We start from the raw sequence: 19,144 nt of genomic DNA on the forward strand, positions 1-19,144 counted from the left end.
TATGTGTTTAACAAGTTATTTCAGGAGTGAACATAATGGTAAAGAACATCTCTATTCGCGATTACACACCTAGTAGAAGCAATACGGATCAAACTGCAAAAGTTACTACTCCACCCAAAACATCCCCTCCTCCTAAAGAATTAGCCACTGCGACACCCAAACCAAAAAGTGACTCCGTTCAAATTAGTCTGGCTGCACAACAGGCTTACGAACAGTGTTCTTTTGCAAACCGCTCAACAACGTCTACAACATCCTATAGCCCGTCCATTTCATCCGCTTCTGGAAGTAAAGTAGCAGGAGTTACGGCGTACAGTGCAAGCTCTAATAGTATAGATGTTACAGTGAACGGCAGAAACATATCCGCTGGTAATTCTAACGTGGATGGATATAAAAAAGACGGAATGAACATGGTGGCAATCAAGGCTGTGCTAGAGGAGCTTGGCGGGCGAGTCTCTTATGAACAGGGGAATGGGTTTGCAAAAATCACCTTAAAAGGGGAAGGTGGTAGTTATGTTAAACTCAGAATTAGCAGTGGACAAACCACCTACGCTGGTACATATTCGAAGGACGGTGACAGTGAAAGGAGTATTACAATCGGTGCTGCTGAAATTAAAAATGGAACGACCTATGTTTCGGATGATGTAATTAGTCGATTGTATGCGGTCAAAGTCACTTCAAACCCAAAGGGAAACTCGGTAGTTATTAACAGCTCGATTAATCAAACAGAGGTAAACGGAAATCAGGTCAAAATTAACAGTTTAATGGTTCGGGACCATAATTTATATGCGACGCCACAAGAATTGCTTTGGGCGGCTGGCTATCAGACCAAATATGAAGGAACCACCTTGATTGGGACTAAAGGAGATACACGGGTAAAATACAACCTTCAAAGAGGCTCCTTAGAGATTAATGAAAATCATAAGGTGAAAAAATATGACGTCAAACTGGAAAACTTCGATCACAAAGATGTGGTGCGCGTTTCTTCTTTCCTAAACAAATTGCCTGATACGGATGTAGAATGGGATCAGAGGAAAGGAACGTTAGAAATTAATACATCTACATTCGATGATTGGGAAAATCGAACGGGAAGCTTTATCTTTGCCGCTTTGGGTGAAATGGCGGTTGAATTTGCCTTTTCCGATGTGAAAACCCTATTCGATCCCAAAGCCAGCAACACAGAGAAAACAGTAGCTGCCGCCTCTTTGCTTCCAACTGGTAAAGCTTTAAAAATCCCTGCTGTCGCAGCCCTTTTGACGAGATTTGGCGGTGATGGGGAACATGTACTTCGAATGGCCAATCTCGGTAGCAATGTCGGGGAAGCTTTGGCTGAATCCAAAAAAGCTGTCTTGTTTGAAGGGAATAGCAACTGGGGTTGGAAACATATTAAGGATTTACACGTAGGCGACCCAAATCGTCTCCCTAGAGGCAAAACCATCTTCCCTTCCGCCATGTCTGAGAGAGACATCATGAATTTGATTATGGATCAACTGAATAAGGTGAACAAACCTACCGCACAGGAATTTATGAGAAATAATGCTGGAACTTACGACTTGAATGATGTCTACGATATTACATTTTCACAAGAAAAGCACGGTATTAAATCATTGAGAATTGTCGTCAATCATAATTTAGGAACGATAACGACTGCATATCCATTGAGTGGATCGAAAGTGCGAGAAGGAAGATTGTAAAGGAGGCTGCTTTAACTTGAAGATGCATTTTCAAATCGAGAAGCAGGAACGGCTTGAACAGGGGAAATTTTTTGAGTTTTTTAAAGGAAAAGTAGATATTACGTGCACATGGAATGGAAACGAGTTTGTGTTTTCCTTCTTTCGGGCAGTTGATGCCTTGGATGAGTTTTTTAGTCTGCTTTATCTCATGGAATCAAGGGGTGTCAAGATCAAGATGGAGAATCCAGATTCGGTTGGCACCTACTATTTTGAATTGAAAGATGAGCAATTCGTCCTTGATTACTTTATTTTTGAGGATTTGGTGGCCCATTATGAAGCACCGGTTCCTTATCATACTTTCAAAAAAGAATTGGTAGCCTCACTCCATGCCTATTTGGAAGAGTTAAAGAAGATAAACCCTGACATCACAAATCATCCAATCTATCAGGGGCTTACCCGTTGCCAAATAAACCGCGAGTGGTTTGACCACTATTGTGAAATGATCGCTGACGCTTATCGCCGAGCGAATCGGGAAGTGCCTGCCCGAGATGAGTTATTCCGTCATCATATTGTAAAAAAGTAAATACAGAATTATGCGAGTCTCTGCACCAAAACCTTGGTTTCCAAAAAATTCCTTCTCGACTGATAAACATACTATAAATTCATAACCACCCGTCCATGATATGCTCCCTCATAGTAGACAGAGTACATGCTTGCTTTTTCTGTCTACTATGAGGGGTTTTCTTATAGAAAAGGTCTGGGGAACTCTTGACGCTGCGTTCGAGCGGTTTAACCCCTTAAAATTTGAGTCTTTCTCCCTTATTCTCGCATTTTCATATGCTTCTTCCCTCCTTCAACCACCTAGGAGTCTAGGAAGGAAAACGCCTAGCGTCAAGGAGATCACTTGACCCCAGACGTTTTCCTTCCTGCTTGTCAGCTAGGTTGAAGTAGGGATCATTCTGCAATCCTTTGCCATACTACACTTTCACAACAAATGGTGTAATGAGTTGCAAGGCAAAGGCTTTACCAAATTCTACAGGTGATAAATCGTACAAGCTTCCATGAATCCGTCGCTGATTATAAAAGAGCAGATAGTTTGTCACGATTTCATAGGCTTCTTGATAGCTCTGAAATTCATTCCGCTGCAAACATTCTTTCTCCAAAACACTGTGAAATGACTCAATGTGAGCGTTTTTATTGGGTGTCTTTGGAGGAATTCGCTCATGCACCGTTTGGAAATGCTGACAGGCTTCTTCAAAGGCATGGCTAATAAACTGTGGACCGTTATCCGTACGGATAACAGGGCGATCATCACAATTGAATTGCTGCCGTTTCCACAAAGCACGTTGGAGAATCTGAGCAGCATGTTTTCCTTCGCAGGTCAGTCCGAAATGGTAGTCCACGATCGCTCGATCATAGACATCAATGAGACTCATCAGGAAAAAGAAACGCTGTTCTCCTACGATAAATCCGTATTTTACGTCCATCTCCCACAATTGATTCGGAGCGGTAATCTCTCGGTTGTTTGCCAACTTTCGAGGATGTTTCCTTTTCTTTTGTCGTTGTGGTTGCAGGAGTTCTTCTTCTTTCAGCAAGCGGTAAACCTTTTTCTTGTTGATGACCAGTTGGTGGTCTCGCCGTAGGCAGACGGTAAGCTTTCGATATCCATAAGCAGATTCTTCATCGGCAATCAGCTCGGATAGCCATTCTTTGATTTGTTCGTCACTGACAGGTTGTCCGTCTTTTGACAACGAATAACCGGGTATAGGTCTTCCTCCGTGATAAACGCGAGGTTTTTGGGAGGCTTTGTTTTTTCGGTAATAGTAGGTTGCTTCCAGGATGCCGACAATACGTAGCACTAGTTTGGCTGTGTACCCCAGCTGTATCCACTTGTCGGCTATTTCCATTTTGTCCGATAAGCTGGGTTCACCTTTTTTACAAGATCACGAAGGATCGCGATTTCCAAGTCCTTTTCTCCCAGTAATTTCTTCAGTTTATCATTCTCCGTTTCCAGTTCCCGAAACTCTCCTGGACTTGGTGTATAGCTTGTTACAGCTTTAGCTTCGGAAGACGTATTCTGCCAATCTGCGTGTTTGGAGTCACGTATCCATCGATACAGCATTTTAGGGTCTATCCCATGCCGTCTGGCTACTTGGCTAGCGTTTCCTACTTCGTGGGCTTCCTGGATCAATTGTTGTTTGAACTCGATTGAATAGCGACTCCGTTGCATAAAAATATCCCCCTCTGTTCTTCTGATATCAGCTTAACAAGATAAGGGGGTATGACTCAAATCCAATTTTGGGGCTTAAAAGTCTGAGAAGTCACTCCTTTTATTTTTGCCATCATATCCGCAGGGCTTAATGATGGGAGTGCGTTGAGAAACATATGCGTATGGTCTTTGTCGCATTCAAGAGCAACAATCACAATTTGCAGTTCCTCACACCCTTCATGTACCAACTCTTTGAAGCGTTGTTCTACATCTGCTTGCAGAAAAATCTTTCTTCTGTACCGAGGGCAGAACACAAAATGGTAGTTTAATAATGAAAGGGTTGTGCTTGTTCTTCTGTATTCGTTCATACACCTATCGTATCAGTTTGTTTTATATACTACAACAGATGAACAACAAAAAAGAGTGGAATTTTCAAATACTTGAAGTACCACAAACCTTCGATTTATTCGTGGTACTCCGTATTTGACCTCACTCTCATCCCGCCCCTAAAGGGGGTGCTATCGCACCGTAGCGGGCTTTCTCGTTCGGAAAATCTGTAATCTCTTTTGTTCGTCAACCATTGCTTTTCGCTCTTCTTCTTGAGCACGGGAGTAACTTAGTGTTGGTAACCAGTCTTTGATCTGCTGATGGTAATATTGGCTGGATAATCCCCACTCCCGACTGAAATGCAGCCTGCCCATCCCTTTTGAATGCGTAATCAGATAATGGTATAGCTTCTTTAGACTTCGGTTTTTGCATTGGTTTACGCCTCTTTCAGTCATGTTAAGCTCTTTACTGATTTCCTTACATGTGAATCCCTCTAATACGGTTTTTTGAATAATGTATCGTTCTTTTTCATTTGAAAGCTGTTTCAGCAGTTCTTCAACAAGAACATTTTTCCCAATATAGTCTGAAATGTTTTGTCGATCACCAAAGCCATACAAAATTGGGCATTCTTTGCTCAACTTTTTTCTTTCACGATAGTTTAAGTTCCATGCTATACGTCGGATTAGTTTCCTGCACTCATCTTTCGTCATCTGATCCTACCTTTCTTATCGATATCGCAATAGTTACTCAGGCTTGAGGTTAAGTTATATAGAGTGACATTCGTAGTTGTATGCCGCAAAAACAAGAACATTCGTTCCCGTTAATTGTAGCATATTTTTCCTAATGTAAGCAAAATTAGGTAAGATTATCTATTTTTCTGAAAAAAAGCCCTCCCGGTTAGGAGAGCTTTACATCGGCCAGAAATCAACCTGATCCAGCTCGTTGACAATCTCGACTTTCGAAATCCGATTTTCTATGGACGAGCGAAACGGAATCGATCATTCGGCAGCGCGCAGGCGTTCGTGGTGGGGCTGGCGCTTGCGGATCGAGCGTTCCGGGAGCGGTACGTTTTTCAAACAAACCCTACTCCAAATCTAAGTTAAAAAACACAAAAATGACCGCTTGTAGTTGCTCAAAAGACACTTCTCGATTTAACTCGACGAAGAGTCTGCGGTTCCTCAAGGGGCGTTTCAGCCTCTTGGGCAAAAGGCATCTAGTAGCCTCATGTCATAAGACAGGAAAGTATTCGTAAACGTTTAACAAAAGTTTATTATTGGATATAGTTTGAAATTTTAACATTTTTTTGCGGTAATATAACCTTGGTGAAACTTTGTAGAATCGAGTATATTTTGGGGAAGGGTGTCTCACTTTTGAATAAAAAGAGAATAATTTGGACTGTAGTTTTAATTATTGTGATTGCTGGTCCTTTTTATGCAAATGAATGGATGAAATATACATCTCTTAATGAAAAAGCCTTAAATCAGATCACGAAAAATGATGAAGTTCGTATTGACATTCGTAGAGAATCTGATAGTGCAAGAGTTTCCATTACAGATAAGGAAATGGTAGATAAAATTTTGAATGAATTATCAGTTGTGGAACTTAAAAAAGAGAGTTTTACAGAGATAGATGGTGACTATAGAGTACGAATATATGTTAATGGAGTAAACAAATTGAGCATGGCAGTATTCGTTGATAAAAATTATGTGATAATTAGTAATGAGGGTGATTATAAGATCGTGAATCAAAATAATTTTAAAAAAGTATTTGAATATCCAAACTTAAAATGGGCTGTTTCAAAGGATAATTTAGATTAGAATTAACTTGGTACAGTTCCCTTAGGCTGAAAGTCAGTGGACGACGTACAGTCAGCGTTAAAGGGTCTATTCGCAGATACGATCCAAGAAATGGTGGAAGCTGAAATCGAGTCCTCTCTTGGATACGCTAAACATGACATGAAAAACAAGCGGACAACCAACAGCCGCAATGGCTATAGCAAGAAAACCTTCCGTTCTGAGTACGAGGCCATTGAAAAAGTCTTTTTAGCTAAAAAAGGTACCGTTCCTCCATTACATGGAGCGAGCGGTACCTTTTTTGCTGCATAATCCCATTGATCCAGCCCCAAATTCCATTTGCGTACAGTCCTTACACGGCATTATACGACCTCATCGTGCCTAAGGATAACATGCTATGGCAGATTAACGAGCTGGTGGACTTCTCCTTCGTCTACAACGAACTAAAAGCAAACTACTGCTTGGATAACGGACGCAATGCTATCGCCCCCTTGCGGATGTTTAAATATTTGCTCCTTAAAGCCATTTTTGAGTTGTCGGACGCGGTACTGATCGAGCGCTCCCGGTATAACATGTCGTTTAAATACTTTCTGCAGATGGCACCAGAAGAAGCAGTCATTGACCCGAGTTCACTTACGAAGTTCCGAAAGTTGCGGTTAAAAGACCTAAATCTACTGGATTTGTTCATTGGCAAAACCGTCGAACTGGCAACTGGACAAGGCATTCTAAAGAGTACTTCCATCATTGTGGACGCGACGCATCCGAAAGCCACACTCCACCTACGCCGACTTAAAAATCGGCCGCACAAACCGAATCACCGCAAGCGACGCGCACACGGCCAGGGCGCCTGCCAGCAAGAACGCCGCTGTGTACGTGCCGGACGTGTCGACAATATAACCAGTCAATGTCGGGCCGATGATCCCGGCTGTGTTTGCCAGGAAGTGCATGAAGCCGCCAACAGAGCCGACGTTGTTGCGGTCGACCACATCGTTAATGATCGCCCAGTAGATCGCCCCTGTCAGATAGAGGAAAAATACAGAGAGGGCAACGAGGGCCACCGCGCCAGCGGTTGTCGTAATGACGCCTGCAAAGCCAATGCAGACAGCCGACATGAACAGGCAAGTTACCAGTACAAGCTTGCGCGAGAACAGCACGCCTTTGTTGACGAATCGCTTCAGGAAGAAATCGGATACAAAACCGCCCAGGGCAAGACCGACAAAGCCCAACACCCACGGGATAACCGTAATAATGCTCATTTCCTGCACGCTCAAGCCGCGGGCATCAATCAAAAAGCTCGGGAACCAGGTCAAGAAGAAGAACAAAATATAGTTATAGGCAAAGAACGCAAAGGCGGTAAACAAAACGGTTTTTTGCTTCAGGTAAAATGTCAGGCGCAGCTTTTCGGGTGCTCCGGCAGGCGCGTTTTCCACAGCCGCCGCGCTTTCCGCGATCGCCTGGGATGATGCTCCTTCTGGTCTTTCCTTGACGTATTTCCACCAGAAAATTGCCCAGATAATGCCGATGATAGCAATCGCGATAAACGAAACTTTCCAGCCGTAAGCAATGGCGATAAATCCGACAATCGGTCCGGAGATGGCGCCGCCCAGCGGTGTGCCGCTATTCGTCAAACCGATGACCGATGCTCGCTGATTTTGAGGGAACCAGTTGTTGACCATTTTGCTGATCGTGGCAGACAGCGGGCCTTCGCCCATCCCGAACAGCACGCGAATGACGATCATGCTCACAAAGCCGACAGCCAGCACAAGCGCTCCGCTAAACAACGACCATACGATCATCGCTACAAAAAGCGTCAGCTTCGCTCCATAGCGGTCGGAGGCGACTCCGCCCAAAAAGTTGAATATCGCGTAGCCGACAGAAAAGCTGCTGAAAATAATCCCCATCTCGGTTGCGGTCAAAGACAGATCCTCTTTGATAAACGGAGCCGCAATAGACAAGGCAGAACGGTCCAAATAGTTGATAACACCTGCTAGGAACAGGAAAAGAATAATCATTCCTTTGCCTTGAGAAAACATGGATACCCCTCCTCAACTGTTAGCGTGCGAGCATGTTCTGTTTGTAAACGATTCCATAAACCGATTTAGTATTCAGCAAGTAAAAAAGCGATTGCTTTTTTACTTGAAAACCTAACAGGAGCTTCGCGGAAGCAAAATAGGTTTCAAGCGGTGCACGCTTGTATCTACACTTCCTGTTTTTTTGATTTGATTTAGCAACAGCTCGGCGGCCAGATTCGCCATTTCGATGGCCGGCTGCTTGACTGTCGTGATCGGCGGCGTGTAAAAGTCGGCGTAGGAAACATCGTCAATCCCGATCACTGCAGCGTCTTCGGGAATTTTCAACCCGTACTTTTTCATATAGCGCAAAACTTCATTCAGCACGATATCGTTTCCGGCCAGAATCGCTTCCGGCGGCTTCGCCAAAGCGAACAGCTCCGATAGCGCTGCGGGAATTTTTTCTACGTCTGCCGTCTTGATGTAGTCTGGATGGACGGGGAGGTCATGGGCCTGCAAGGCATCCTTGTAGCCTTGGATACGCTCAACGCGCGGGCTGATATTGCGAATGATGGAAGTAGTAACAATTGCAATATTCTCATAACCCTTTTCGACAAAATGATCGACAGCCAGTTTGGCCGCAAGATGGTTGTCGAGCATGACTGTCGTAATGCCCAGGTCTTGGATCGTCCGGTCCATGAACACAATCGGAAACTCGTCGCGCTTCATCCGTTTGTACAGCTCAAGATTGCCGCCTGTCGGAAAAATAATGATGCCATCGACCTGCTTTGCCCTCAGCATTTCGATATATTTTTTTTCCTTTTTAGGCTCGTCATCCGCGTTGCAGACAATAATGTGAAAGTCTTGTTGATAAAAATAGTTTTCAATCGCACGGATGATTTGGGTGGAAAACGTATGAAGAATATTGGCCACGACTACCCCTACGGTAAACGTAGACTTCTGCTTCAGACTGCGGGCAATAATATTCGGCTCGTAGTTCAATTCCTTGATCGTTTCCTCAATCTTTTTCCGTGTTTTTTCACTCATGTATTCATATCGCTTGTTCAAGTATTGGGAAACGGTGCTCTTCGATACATTCGCATGTTTCGCAACATCGGCAATGGTAATGTTTTTCAGTTCACTCATTCCTGTCTTGTAAAGTAAATCCGGTCCACGATACGATCATTTCCTCATAGTCTCGTCTTTGTTCGCAGAGATAAAACGGTTTATCCTGCAATCAAGAAATATTCTATCGGATGTGGAACAGATTTACAATTGCCGATTTCCCTTGCGTTTGCGGCTGTAAAGAGAGCACCTTTTCCATCCATGTCCACGATTCGAATGCGACTGTTGCGTCAGGCTGCCACGTTTGTTTACACGCCGGAGTAGGCCATGAATCCGCCGTCGACAGGCACCGTGATCCCGGTGACAAAGCCGGAGTATGATTCATCGGCGAGCCAGAGCAGCGTGCCGAGCAAGTCTTCCGGCTGGCCAAACCGCTTCATCGGCGTAGCGGTAATGATTTTGTTCGATCTGGCTGTGTAGCTGCCGTCTTCGTTCAGCAGCAGGTTGCGGTTTTGCTGCGTCAAAAAGAATCCGGGAGCGATCGCATTCACGCGCAGCCCAGCCTCGGCAAAGTGAACCGCCATCCACATGGTGAAGTTGTTGATCGAAGCCTTGGCCGCGCTGTAAGCGGGCACCTTTGTCATCGGGGAGTAGGCGCTCATCGACGAAACGTTGATGATAACAGGTGCTTCCGCTTGCAGCAACGCTCTCCCGAACACCTGACTTGCCAAAAATGTGCCCGTGAAGTTGCTCGAGAACACTTGCGAGAACCCACTTTCCTCCAAGTCGAAAAACGATTTTCCGTCCGCCTCTTCCTCGTATGTCTCGGCAGCGGTGATCGCATCAGGGTGGTTGCCGCCCGCGCCATTGATAAGCATGTCTACGCGGCCGTATGCTGCCAAAATCTGCTCTCTGGCTGCGACGAGAGAAGCTTTGTCCAGGACATCCGCTGCGATCGCTATGGCGGTTCCGCCTGCTTGGCTGATGCTGTCGACTACCTGCTGTCCTTTTTCAGCCGTCCTGTTCAAAATCGCCAGCTTCATCCCGTGGCGCGCCAATTCCTCTGCCATTCTCGAACACAATACGCCGCTGCCGCCTGTGATGACGGCGACTCTTCCGTTTAAGTTTTCGTGAATCGGAATCATTGCTTGCTCCCCGCCTTGCTTGCTTCATGGGCATCCCACAAGCCGAGCAAGTACATGATCCCCAGAGCACGGTCGTACAGTCCGTAGCCAGGGCGGCAAACCTCTCCCCAAATATGGCGCCCGTGGTCAGGTCTCACATAGCCGGTGTAGTTTTGCTTGCTCAACTGCTCCACCACACCCTGTACGTTGATAGAGCCGTCTTGGGTGTAATGGGAAGTTTCCACGAAGTCTCCGTTTTCATAAATTTTCACATTGCGGATATGGGAAAAAGGAGCGAGATACGCGTACTTTTTCGCGATTTCCACCATATCGTTTTCCGGGTTGGCCCCCATCGAGCCTGTGCACATCGTAATGCCATTCGCCGGGGAAGCCGAAATAGCAATGAGCTTCTCGTAGCTTTCAGGTCCCGTGATGATGCGCGGCAAGCCGAAGATCGACCATGGCGGATCGTCCGGATGGATCGCCATTTTTATTCCGCTTTCTTCCGCGACAGGCAAGATTTCTTTCAGGAAAATTCCCAGGTTCTCCCAGAGCTTTTCTTCATCTACATGTTTGTAGGCTTCGAACAGCTCGGAAATGCGCGCCAGCTTTTCCGGTTCCCAGCCCGGCAGCGTCAAGTCGGAAGCGGCTGCCACTGTGTTGATAAGCTCCTGCGGGTCGAGGTTATCCACCTTTGCTTTTTCGTAAAACAAAGCCGTGGAGCCGTCTTCCAGCGGGTGGAACATTTCGGTGCGGGTCCAGTCAAAAATCGGCATGAAGTTGTAGCAGATGACTTTGACTCCGGCTGCGCCGAGGTTGCGGATCGTCTCTTTGTAATTTTCGATATATTTCATCCGGTCTTCGTTGCCCAGCTTGATCGACTCGTGGACGTTAACGCTTTCAACGACATCGGCGTGGAAGCCAAAGGATTGGATGTAGTCGATTTCCGCTTGGATTTCTGCTTTTTCCCATACTTCTCCGACAGGCTTTTGGTGCAATGCCCAGACAATCCCTTTTACTCCCGGGATTTGTTTGACCTGGTCAAGCGTTACCGTGTCATTGCCTCTCCCATACCATCTGAACGTGATATTCATGGCGCACCCCCGTTATTCTGCACTCTTTTGCATATATTGTTTGCTCAATTCCACGACGGCTTCATAGCCCCCGCTCTGGAACGCTTTGTTCAAGTCGCTGCCGATTCCGGCCGCAACCGCCCCTGCCTTCAGCCATTCCTGCACATTGTCCAGATTGATCCCGCCAGTCGGCATGATGCGCGCGTTCGGCAGCGGACCGTTGACCGATTTGATGAAGGAAGGCGCAAAATGGTTGGCCGGGAACAGCTTCAACACATCGCATCCGGCCTCAAGAGCCAGCGCCATTTCGCGAATCGTCATGCAGCCCGGCATATACGGAACTCCGTAGCGATTGCACAGCTCGGCAACGCTTTCAATAAAATGGGAGCTGACGACGAATTTGGCGCCTGCCAATATGGCGTGCCGTGCCGTTTCCGAATCCATGACGGAACCGGCACCCAGGAGAGCGTCTGTATGCTGCAGCTCCCGGAACACATCAGCAATAGCCGGAGTCGTATAGGTCAGTTCGATGGCGCGAATCCCGCCTTCTATCGCCGCTTTTGAGAGCTGAACCGCTTCCTCGCCAGTCTGTCCGCGAATCACCGCGACGACCTTCGTCTTCATGATTTGCTGAATCACCGCGTATTTATCCATTCGCTTCCTCCTTACTCAAATACGATGATCGCTTTTCGCACTTGTTCTGGATGACTTTCTACGAAATCAAACGCCTGCTGGACCTCATCGAGCGAAAACGTGTGCGTGACCAGCCCGTTATGCCGGAGCTTTCCTTCGTTCAGCAGTTTGACTACTTTGCCGAACTGGTTGGTCTGAAGTCTGGAGCCTTTGATCGTCACTTCTTTTTTCGTGATCGGCAACTGCGGAATCGCGGAAGGACGCTCGTCAAAGCCAAGCACGACAATCCGCCCAGCCACCGAAACAACGTCGAAGGACAGCTCAAACGTCATCGGCAAGCAAACCGCATCAATCACGACATTCGCGCCTTCGCCATTCGTCCACTCCTGCACGCGTTGGCGCACGTCTTCCTGTCCGGCGTTCACCGTGACGTCTGCGCCGTTTTCCTTGGCAAAAGCCAGGCGCTGCTCGCTCAAATCGGTCATCATCACCGTTGCTCCCTGGAGCTTCGCCATCTTCAGAATGCAAATCCCGATCGGCCCCGCTCCTTGAATCAGGACAGTGTCTCCCTCCTCGACTTCCCCTCTCCACACGGCTTGCGCACCGATTGTGTAAGGCTCCGCCAAAACGGCTTCTTCCCACGGCAGCGCAGCGTCCACCACATGGAGCTGCTTTTCAGGAAGCACGAACCATTCCCGCATCCCGCCATCTTCGTGGACGCCAAACACGGAGAGCTTTTCGCACACATTCGGACGACCTTTGCGGCAAGCGTAGCACGCTCCGCAATAGCGGATCGGTTCCACCACCACATGATCGCCTGCCTGGACACTGGTCACCTTCTCGCCAACGGCTACGACTTCTCCGGCTACTTCATGCCCGACCACCCGCGGCAAAGTCGCAAGCGGATTTGTCCCGTGGTAAATGTGCATATCCGAGCCGCATATCCCGACTCGCTTTACTTTTACCAGCACATCGGTCGGGTTGGAAATCTGGGGCTTCTCTACATGCTGGATGACAAGCTCATGTGCTTTTCGTACTTGAACCGCTTTCATTTTTCCACCTGCTTTTTGAAAGAATGGATAGCGCCCATGTCGCTGCTTATCTGGCAATCACGGTTTCGTTTTGCAAAAAGGACCACACTTCCTCGGCGTAAGGCAACCCTTCGTTATCTCCCGACACGGTCGTCACAATCGCGCCTACCGCATTGGCAAATTCCAGTCTGCGGTCCAGCGGCAAGCCGTGCAAGTAACCGTAAATGTAGCCGGCATCGAAGCCGTCCCCTGCGCCAACCGTGTCTACGGGCACGACCGGGAAAGCTTTTTTCACATGCCAGACGCCATTGTGGTACACCTTGGACCCGTTAGCCCCGTCCTTGATAACCAACTGCTCGATCTGGAAGCGCTTCGCAAATTCTACAAGCGCAGCCTCCGAAGCATCTCCGAGTATCAGCTCGATTTCATCTCGCCCCGTCAGCAAAATATCGACAAACGGGAACAGCTCAGCATACACAGCTCTCGCTTCCTCAATCGTCCACAGCTTCAGGCGGATATTCGGGTCAAACGACACCGGGATGCTCTTTTGCCGCGCGATCTCGATCACTCGCTTGACAATCTCTACGTTTTTCGGGTCAATCGCCAGAAACACGCCCGTGATGTGGATGAGATGGATTCCCTCGAACATCTTTTTTGTAATATCACCTGGCTGCAACGTCAGGATCGGGGAGTGATAGCGGTAATAAAACGTTTTTCCGGAGCCGTCCTCCCGGATTTCCTTGAAGTTCACCGACGTCGGATAGCCTTCGACAAAAGCGACATCCTCCACGTCGATCCCTTCCCCGCGGGCAAAATTGTAGATGAACCGCCCGAACTCATCCTGTCCCAAACGGCTCAACCACTTCGACCGCAACCCGAGCCGCGAGCAACCGATCGCAAAGTTGAACTCCGCTCCTCCAGCCTTCCTTTCAAACGTAGGGACAAATCGCAAGGGTCCCGTTACTGACGGATTTAACGTAACCATGGCGTCCCCTAATGTAAAAACGCCATATTTTGACGACATTACAGATCCTCCTTCTTTAAGCCATGCACCAATGCGTTGTGAGGATTGATTGCCTGCTTGTTTGGGTGTTTGTTTGGTTGCTTTATTCGCTTGTTGGCAAGCTTTGGTTCCTTGCGTTTGATAAATCGGTTTAGTTAGTGAGTAAAAAATATATAAACCGATTTAGTTGACTTTTTTAAAATTATAATTTAAAGACTTTGCTAAATCAACAGAAAATTCTTTGGGTTTTTGGGGAGGGGGATTAATGGCTGGTTGACTGGTCGGTAGGGGCATGTGTTGGGGGATGCTTTTTGGGAAAAGTCGTCGAGGCGCTGCTGTAAGCGAGGCAGCCATGGTGGGAGGGGGCATCATGCATTACTTTTGGAACGTCAAGCATAATGGGGGTAGGTGATTAGTGAAAAGCAGCATTCGCTTTTTATGCTGAGATGGATTGGCGGGAAAAGAGAAATCTGTTGGGGGCAAAACGTCTGACCTTCGCCCCTCCCACCCCCGCACGCTCACATTGCCAAGTTGGATCGACTACACTTGGTGAGCCAAAAATCCGGCAAAAATAAAGAAGCACTTCACTCCACCAAAACAAATACGCCCATCCGAAATAATTTGACAACACCCAAAATCATCTCCGCTACTTTTATCTGATATTTTCCGTCACACGATCCCCCAGATGGAAAAAGCGATCCGTACGGACGATAACAGATAACACCGTTGCAGGAGCCACTTTCTTTCCCGCTGTCCCCCACTCTATGCCCATCCTGTCAACAACCCCTTCCACAAAAAACCTCCTGCTCCACCCAAGCGCGAATGCAAGCAGGAGGAACGCTCCCTCTGTCTAGTTTTCAGAAAACTCGATAACCGTTCTGCCAACGTTGATGCAGCATGCATCGTGGAACGAGTCAAAAGCTTTGTTGATCTCGTCCAGCCCGATGCGGTCCAGCACCAGATCGTCCAGATTGAACTTTCCGTCCAGGTACAGCCTGGCGATCGCCGGAAAGTCGCGGAATGGCTGGGTGTTGCCGTAAAAGCTGCCTTTCAGCACTTTGCCGACGCGGTGGAAGCCGCCGGCTGGGAGCGTAATTTCTTTAGCGGGATGGAACGCGCCAATGACGACGACGGTGCCGCCTTTGCGCGTACCTTTCCAGGCGCTCTGGGTCGCATGCGTGTTTCCTGTGCAATCGATGGCAAAGTGAACGCCGAATCCGTCCGTCAGCTCTTTCAGCCGCTCCTCCGCATTTTCTTCTCCTACGAGAATCGTATGCGTCGCGCCAAATTTTTTCGCGATCTCCAAGTTGGCTGGCTTCATGTCGCAAGCAATGATTTTGGAAGCGCCGACGATGCGCGCGCCCTGGATCGCGTTGACTCCGACGCCGCCGATACCGAATACTGCTACCGTGCTGCCTGGGGTCACACCCGCGGCGTGAACGGCTGCGCCGTATCCGGTCGCGACGCCGCAGCCGATCAGCGAAGCTTGCGCGAGCGGCATTTCGTCCGGCAGCTTGACGCAGGACATTTCCGGGACAACGGTATATTCAGCAAAGGTAGACAAGAGCGAATTGTGGTAAATCTTTTCGCCTTCCTTGCTCAGACGGCTCGTGCCATCCAGCAAGGTTCCCTCAAACATCGGACCGAATGCCGCCTCGCACAAATGTACATCGCCCGTCACGCAAAATTCGCAGGTGCCGCAGTACGGAACCCAGCTCAGCGCTACTTTATCGCCCGACTTTACTTTTGTGACGTTCGGCCCTACGGCTTCGACGATCCCGGCACCCTCGTGCCCCAAAATGGTTGGAAATGGCGTGCTCGCATCCTCCAGCGCGTTCAGGTCGCTGTGGCAGACGCCTGTTGCTGCTATTTTGACCAAGACTTCATTTGCTTTTGGTGCGTCCAGTGTGACTTCTTGGATGGCAAGCGGTTGGCCGACGCCTGTCATCACGGCTGCTCTCATTTTCATGTCTGACTCCCTCTTTCGCGGACTGAACTCGTAGTGGAATAGCTTTGGTAACGCAAGGAAAAGCGCAAACTCAGTAGGCAAACCAGATCGCTTTTGCCTTTGTATAGGATGACAAGGAGTGAATCGCGAACTCTTTGCCCCAACCGCTTTGCTTCCAGCCGCCGAACGGGCTTGCGAAGTCATAGCAGCCGTAGCGATTGACGAATACTTGGCCTGCCTGCAGCTTGTTTGCCACGCGATGCGCGCGCGACATATCGCCTGTCCACAAACCTGCCGCCAGGCCGTAGACGGTGTCGTTCGCCATTTCCACCACTTCTTCCTCGGTGTCAAACGGAATCACGCAAAGCACCGGACCGAAGATTTCTTCTTGCGCGATCTTCATTTTGTTGTGCACGTCGGCAAAAATGGTCGGGCGGATGAAGTAGCCGTTGGCATTGTCTCCGGTCAGGTCGCGCTCGCCGCCTGCCGCTACGCGCGCGCCTTGTTCCTTTCCGCTCGCGATGTAGCCCAGGATGCGCTCCATTTGCTTTCTGGACACTTGTGCGCCCTGGTCTGTCTCCGGGTCAAAAGGATCTCCCAGCTTGTAGCTGTCAGCCATCGCCGCAAGCCGCTCGACTACTTGCTCGTAAATGTCGCGCTGCACGAACAGCCGGGTCGGCGCTGAACATTTTTCCGCCTTATGCGTGAACAGCCCGTAAAAAGAACGTTCGATCGCGGCCTCCAAATTCGGTGCGTCGCTGAACAAAATATTCGGGGATTTGCCGCCCAGCTCCAGCGAGACGGGCTTGAGATTGGAATCGGCGGAATCCCGGACAAGCTGTCTGCCCACAGCCGTGCTTCCTGTAAAAGTCACCTTGTCCACATTCATATGGCGGCTCAACTGCGAACCGACACTGCCTGCGCCAAGCACGAGGTTAATGACGCCCGGCGGTAAAATGTCTGCTTCATGAATCAGCTCAAACAAGCGGATGGCAGAAAAAGACGTTTCCTCCGAAGGCTTCAGGATGATCGTATTGCCCATGGCAAGGGCAGGAGCAAGCTTCCACGCGGCCATATCAATCGGGAAGTTGAACGGCACAATTTGCGCGCATACGCCAATCGGGTCCCGGGTAGTTACGCTCAGGAAGTTGCCTTCGACCGGATTGTTTTCCCCGTAGTATTTGTCTGTCCAGCCTGCGTAGTATTCGAACACATCCGAAGCTTCCTGCACGTCGTCCTTGTAGGACTCGGTGTACAGCTTGCCGTTGTCCAGCGTTTCCAACGTGGCCAGCTCCGCCTGATGCTCGACCAGAAGGGCGCTGATCTTGCGCAAAATTTTTGCCCGCTCCTTGCGCGTTGTCTTGCGCCATGCCCCGTTCTCATCGTCAAAAGCCGCACGTGCCGCTGCGACTGCGCGATCGACGTCCTCTGGAGCCGCTACCTGGAACGAACCGTTGATGAGACCGTTTGCAGGATTCGTCGACGTAATGATTTCATCCCCTGTGCTGTCTGCCCATTGGCCGTTGATATACAGCTTTTTCGTCTGTTGCAGCCATTCTTTTGCCCACGCCAGCTTCGGCTGGTCGATTCCTTCAAATTGCTTTTTAGCATTTGTCTCGTTCACTGTGATGACCTCCGTTTCGCGAAAAGCTTTTGACCCCTTCCCTGCCTTGTTCCTTGAGCAGCCGGGAAACGAAGCTGTACCCGTGCTTCTCTTTCAACTCGACCACGAGCGGAATGAAGCTGTTGGCAAGCTCTGCGCATCTTGCTTCGTTGGCTTCAATGCCCGCCAGACATTTCTCATGGAAAAGGGCGAGGGACTGCTTCAGCATCTGCAACGCATCCAAAATATTGGCTCCCGCTGCTCCCTCAAATACGTTCAAATCCAGTTCGCCATGCGCAAGCGTCGCCTGGACAACCCGGTCACACCCCAAAACCTGAAAGCAGCTTTGGATGAGAGTCTCGGGTACGACCGGATTAATTTTTCCGGGGAAAAAGGAAGACCCCGCCTGCACGCCTGGCAGCGTAATTTCTGCAAAGCCAGCCTCCGGACCGGATGACAGTAGGCGCAAATCTTTGGAAATTTTCAACAAACACGTCGCCAACAAGGACAGTTGCGCGGAGACTTGCGCCAGATCGTCCATGTTTTGCGCCGCGTCGAACAAGTTTTCCCGATGATGCAGCTTTTGTCCGGACACCTCGCAAAGCTCGGAGAGAACCGCATCGCGATAAGCTTTTGGCGCTCCCACTCCCGAGCCGATGACCGTACCGCCCAAATTGACGGCATTCAACTGCTGTACAGCATGCGTCAATGCGGCATGGCGCCTCCCAATGACTGCCCCATACCCGCTGAACGTCTCGCCCAACTGGACCCGCATGCCATCTTGCAAGCATGTTCGGGCAATGGTCGTCACGCTCATCAGGTTCGTCGTCAGCCTTTCCCACGTCTTTTGCATGCGGGCCAGCAGTTCGTTGAGGCCCTCGTACTCCTGGACAATCGCCATGCGCATCGCCGTATGGCAAACGTCTGACGTGGACTGGGAAGCGTTCACATGATCGACCGGATGAACCGGAGAATACGTCCCGTGCGCCATCCCCGCATGCCCGTTTGCCAGATTGGCAATCACCTCGTTGACGTTCATGTTTGTTCCAATCCCGCCGCCGCCATGCAACATATCGACCGGAAAATGCTCCAAATGCGCTCCGGCGATCAGCTCGTCGCAAGCTTTTTCAATTGCCGCACAAATATCGGCAGCAAGTACCCCCGCTCGTTCATTCGCCCGTGCCGCAGCCTTCTTCACCTGCGCCAGCGCAGCGATATAGGTGGGATACTGCCCCAGGCGCTTGCCCGAAAACGAGAGATTTTGCAACGCTCTCACGGTTTGAATCCCGTAAAGCGCCTCCTGTGGAATCTCCACCGTGCCAAACGAATCCTGTTCTTTTCTCGTTGCTACCCATCCGTCGCAGGAAATGTAAACCGCCTCCCAAAAGGGGGAAGTCAGGCTGCCCCCTACTGTACATGGCAACTGCCATCTTCTGCAAATAACAAAGCATCCTCGTCGCTCCAGCCCTACACTGGCTCGTGGCTTTTCCGAAAGAAAAAGACCAAGGGCCGTTATTTGCAGACACGACAATTTAATCACAATGCGAACATTTCGTTCACTATATGAACTTAACGCGATTATAATTCGTCGATTTCCCGATGTCAAACAAACAATTTTTCTCGGCGAAGCCGTCTGTTTGGCTTTCCTCCATGCAG

The 19,144-nt window shown here is 49.0% G+C and carries 16 protein-coding genes and 3 pseudogenes; 5 read left to right on the forward strand and 14 right to left on the reverse strand.

Annotation, left to right across the window (positions count from 1 at the left end):
* Positions 1–35 precede the first annotated feature (35 nt).
* Together M655_RS23890 and M655_RS23895 are read left to right on the forward strand one after the other, a co-directional pair.
* On the forward strand, positions 36–1,691 hold the full coding sequence (locus M655_RS23890) for a stalk domain-containing protein (protein ID WP_241752972.1): 1,656 nt from the start codon (positions 36–38) through the stop codon (positions 1,689–1,691).
* Between the two features lie 22 nt (positions 1,692–1,713).
* A complete protein-coding gene (locus M655_RS23895) occupies positions 1,714–2,253 on the forward strand; it encodes a hypothetical protein (protein ID WP_235694662.1) in 540 nt (179 codons plus the stop codon).
* A 394-nt stretch (positions 2,254–2,647) separates the two neighbouring features.
* Here the strand turns inward: M655_RS23895 and M655_RS23900 are convergent, their stop codons facing one another.
* The 4 genes and pseudogenes from M655_RS23900 to M655_RS23915 form a co-directional block, all read right to left on the reverse strand.
* On the reverse strand, positions 2,648–3,577 hold the full coding sequence (locus M655_RS23900; RefSeq protein WP_005837504.1) for an IS3 family transposase: 930 nt from the start codon (positions 3,575–3,577) through the stop codon (positions 2,648–2,650).
* On the reverse strand, positions 3,568–3,900 hold the full coding sequence (locus M655_RS23905) for a transposase (RefSeq protein ID WP_286085904.1): 333 nt from the start codon (positions 3,898–3,900) through the stop codon (positions 3,568–3,570). The genes M655_RS23900 and M655_RS23905 overlap by 10 nt, the downstream gene beginning before the upstream one ends.
* Positions 3,901–3,968: 68 nt before the next feature.
* Positions 3,969–4,247, reverse strand: a pseudogene (gene tnpA, locus M655_RS23910) (IS200/IS605 family transposase); the annotation flags it as partial.
* 150 nt (positions 4,248–4,397) lie between these two features.
* On the reverse strand, positions 4,398–4,916 hold the full coding sequence (locus M655_RS23915; RefSeq protein ID WP_025845620.1) for a sigma factor-like helix-turn-helix DNA-binding protein: 519 nt from the start codon (positions 4,914–4,916) through the stop codon (positions 4,398–4,400).
* Between the two features lie 660 nt (positions 4,917–5,576).
* Here M655_RS23915 and M655_RS23920 point away from each other — a divergent pair.
* The 3 genes and pseudogenes from M655_RS23920 to M655_RS23930 all read left to right on the forward strand — a co-directional run.
* Positions 5,577–6,023, forward strand: a complete 447-nt coding sequence (locus M655_RS23920; RefSeq protein ID WP_025845622.1) for a hypothetical protein — start codon at positions 5,577–5,579, stop codon at positions 6,021–6,023.
* A 36-nt stretch (positions 6,024–6,059) separates the two neighbouring features.
* Positions 6,060–6,239, forward strand: a pseudogene (locus tag M655_RS23925) (transposase); the annotation flags it as partial.
* A gap of 77 nt (positions 6,240–6,316) precedes the next feature.
* Positions 6,317–6,769, forward strand: a pseudogene (locus M655_RS23930) (transposase); the annotation flags it as partial.
* A 9-nt stretch (positions 6,770–6,778) separates the two neighbouring features.
* Here M655_RS23930 and M655_RS23935 read toward each other — a convergent pair.
* The 10 genes from M655_RS23935 to M655_RS23980 form a co-directional block, all read right to left on the reverse strand.
* On the reverse strand, positions 6,779–8,032 hold the full coding sequence (locus tag M655_RS23935) for an MFS transporter (RefSeq protein WP_007787185.1): 1,254 nt from the start codon (positions 8,030–8,032) through the stop codon (positions 6,779–6,781).
* Between the two features lie 111 nt (positions 8,033–8,143).
* Complete coding sequence (locus tag M655_RS23940; protein WP_025845630.1) at positions 8,144–9,145, reverse strand: LacI family DNA-binding transcriptional regulator; 1,002 nt, start codon at positions 9,143–9,145, stop codon at positions 8,144–8,146.
* 236 nt (positions 9,146–9,381) lie between these two features.
* Complete coding sequence (locus M655_RS23945; RefSeq protein ID WP_007787189.1) at positions 9,382–10,218, reverse strand: SDR family oxidoreductase; 837 nt, start codon at positions 10,216–10,218, stop codon at positions 9,382–9,384.
* Positions 10,215–11,291: a mannonate dehydratase gene (gene uxuA, locus M655_RS23950; protein WP_007787191.1), complete on the reverse strand. Its 1,077-nt coding sequence runs from the start codon at positions 11,289–11,291 to the stop codon at positions 10,215–10,217. The genes M655_RS23945 and uxuA overlap by 4 nt, the downstream gene beginning before the upstream one ends.
* 12 nt (positions 11,292–11,303) lie before the next feature.
* Complete coding sequence (locus M655_RS23955; RefSeq protein ID WP_007787193.1) at positions 11,304–11,924, reverse strand: bifunctional 2-keto-4-hydroxyglutarate aldolase/2-keto-3-deoxy-6-phosphogluconate aldolase; 621 nt, start codon at positions 11,922–11,924, stop codon at positions 11,304–11,306.
* Positions 11,925–11,935: 11 nt separating this feature from the next.
* A complete protein-coding gene (locus M655_RS23960; RefSeq protein ID WP_007787195.1) occupies positions 11,936–12,955 on the reverse strand; it encodes a zinc-binding alcohol dehydrogenase family protein in 1,020 nt (339 codons plus the stop codon).
* A 46-nt stretch (positions 12,956–13,001) separates the two neighbouring features.
* Positions 13,002–13,958: a sugar kinase gene (locus M655_RS23965; RefSeq protein WP_007787197.1), complete on the reverse strand. Its 957-nt coding sequence runs from the start codon at positions 13,956–13,958 to the stop codon at positions 13,002–13,004.
* A gap of 829 nt (positions 13,959–14,787) precedes the next feature.
* Positions 14,788–15,906: a Zn-dependent alcohol dehydrogenase gene (locus M655_RS23970; protein ID WP_026558510.1), complete on the reverse strand. Its 1,119-nt coding sequence runs from the start codon at positions 15,904–15,906 to the stop codon at positions 14,788–14,790.
* Positions 15,907–15,976: 70 nt separating this feature from the next.
* Entirely contained in the window at positions 15,977–17,509 is a 1,533-nt protein-coding gene (locus M655_RS23975; RefSeq protein WP_007787201.1) for an aldehyde dehydrogenase family protein, read from the reverse strand.
* Positions 17,490–18,911 (reverse strand): lyase family protein, encoded by a 1,422-nt coding sequence (locus M655_RS23980; RefSeq protein WP_283858661.1) that lies wholly within the window; start codon positions 18,909–18,911, stop codon positions 17,490–17,492. The genes M655_RS23975 and M655_RS23980 overlap by 20 nt, the downstream gene beginning before the upstream one ends.
* Positions 18,912–19,144: the final 233 nt, after the last annotated feature.

It is taken from the genome of Brevibacillus sp. NSP2.1, assembly GCF_000470975.2.
Classification (GTDB): Bacteria; Bacillota; Bacilli; order Brevibacillales; family Brevibacillaceae; genus Brevibacillus; species Brevibacillus agri.